Source organism: Limnospira sp. PMC 1279.21, assembly GCF_032349615.1.
GTDB lineage: Bacteria > Cyanobacteriota > Cyanobacteriia > Cyanobacteriales > Microcoleaceae > Limnospira > Limnospira fusiformis.
This window is the reverse complement of sequence record NZ_JARPLU010000431.1, coordinates 1-1,025: the sequence shown is the minus strand read 5'-3', so window position 1 is coordinate 1,025 and position 1,025 is coordinate 1. Positions and strand designations below refer to the sequence as shown.

Genomic DNA, 1,025 nt, shown 5'->3' with positions numbered 1-1,025 from the left:
GATAGGCTTGCCATTGACGGGTATCACAAGGGAGTTAACCTATCGGTGTCTGGTTGAGGGGAGGTGTGGGTATTTGACAGATTGATTAAGTTGTGCTTATTGATTAACCCGTCAATAATTAAGTTTTGTTGCTAAGGGATATGCACTAATCGTCCCGTGTGCTAAGACTGAATGGAGTGCATATTAAGTGTAACGGTACGACTATCGGGTTAAGTAAATTCCGGTAATTGCAGTTAGGGTAGGGGTTTAGGGTTCATGACCCTAACCGGATAGACACCACCAGGTTAGCTGATAAAAACCAATCAGTCAGCCTCACAGTAACCGTATTAGTCGCAGTCATAGCACAAAGAGACCTATGTACACCCAGGCTAATTTCCCCCTGAGTTCCCTGAGTATCCCGAAAAGGAACCATCCCAAACACCGCCCGCCCATCTGGTAAACTCGCCGCCAGGATAAACTGATCAAAAATGCCAGATCCTGTCACCCAGGGAACTGTTCCGTTAAGCTGAAACCCTCCCTCAACCTCTAATGCTGTCACCATTCGCTTTCCAGAATGTCTCAAATGAGAAAAACCAATTCCTACCCCAACGGTTCCGTATTTCATCTCAGGTAAATATTGCTCTCGGAGGGTAGAATTATCACTTAGGGATAGCATCCCCGCCGCGCTTTGATGTTGGGTCTGCAAAAATGCTAAAGCCCCAGAATAGCGGGCTATTTGTTCCGTGAATAGGGCGAAGGTTTCTGCTGTTACTGGGGCGGGTCCGACCCGTAAAGTCAGAACTCCTAGTTTCCCTAACCCCCGCCAAGCCGGCTTTAATGCTTCTGGTTGGCGATCTATTTCAGCCGCCACAGGGGCGACGGCAGTTTGTAAATAGGTGTTGGTGGTTTCCAGCAGGTCTGACGTGCTTGCTAGTAACAAAAAACTTCCTCAAACCTACACACAAACCAAAAACCTGTTACAATAGCAACCACCACAATAACCGGAGTTAAAGTGCCAAAATATGTTACACCCAGCGTTGCCACCT

At 47.3% G+C, this 1,025-nt stretch carries 1 protein-coding gene; it reads right to left on the bottom strand.

Annotated elements, in window-relative coordinates; all coding sequences use genetic code 11:
• Positions 1–253 precede the first annotated feature (253 nt).
• Positions 254–919 carry an acyl-CoA dehydrogenase family protein gene (locus tag P5683_RS25220; RefSeq protein WP_006622105.1) on the bottom strand — a complete coding sequence of 222 codons (666 nt, stop codon included), beginning with the start codon at positions 917–919 and terminating at the stop codon, positions 254–256.
• Positions 920–1,025 lie beyond the last annotated feature (106 nt).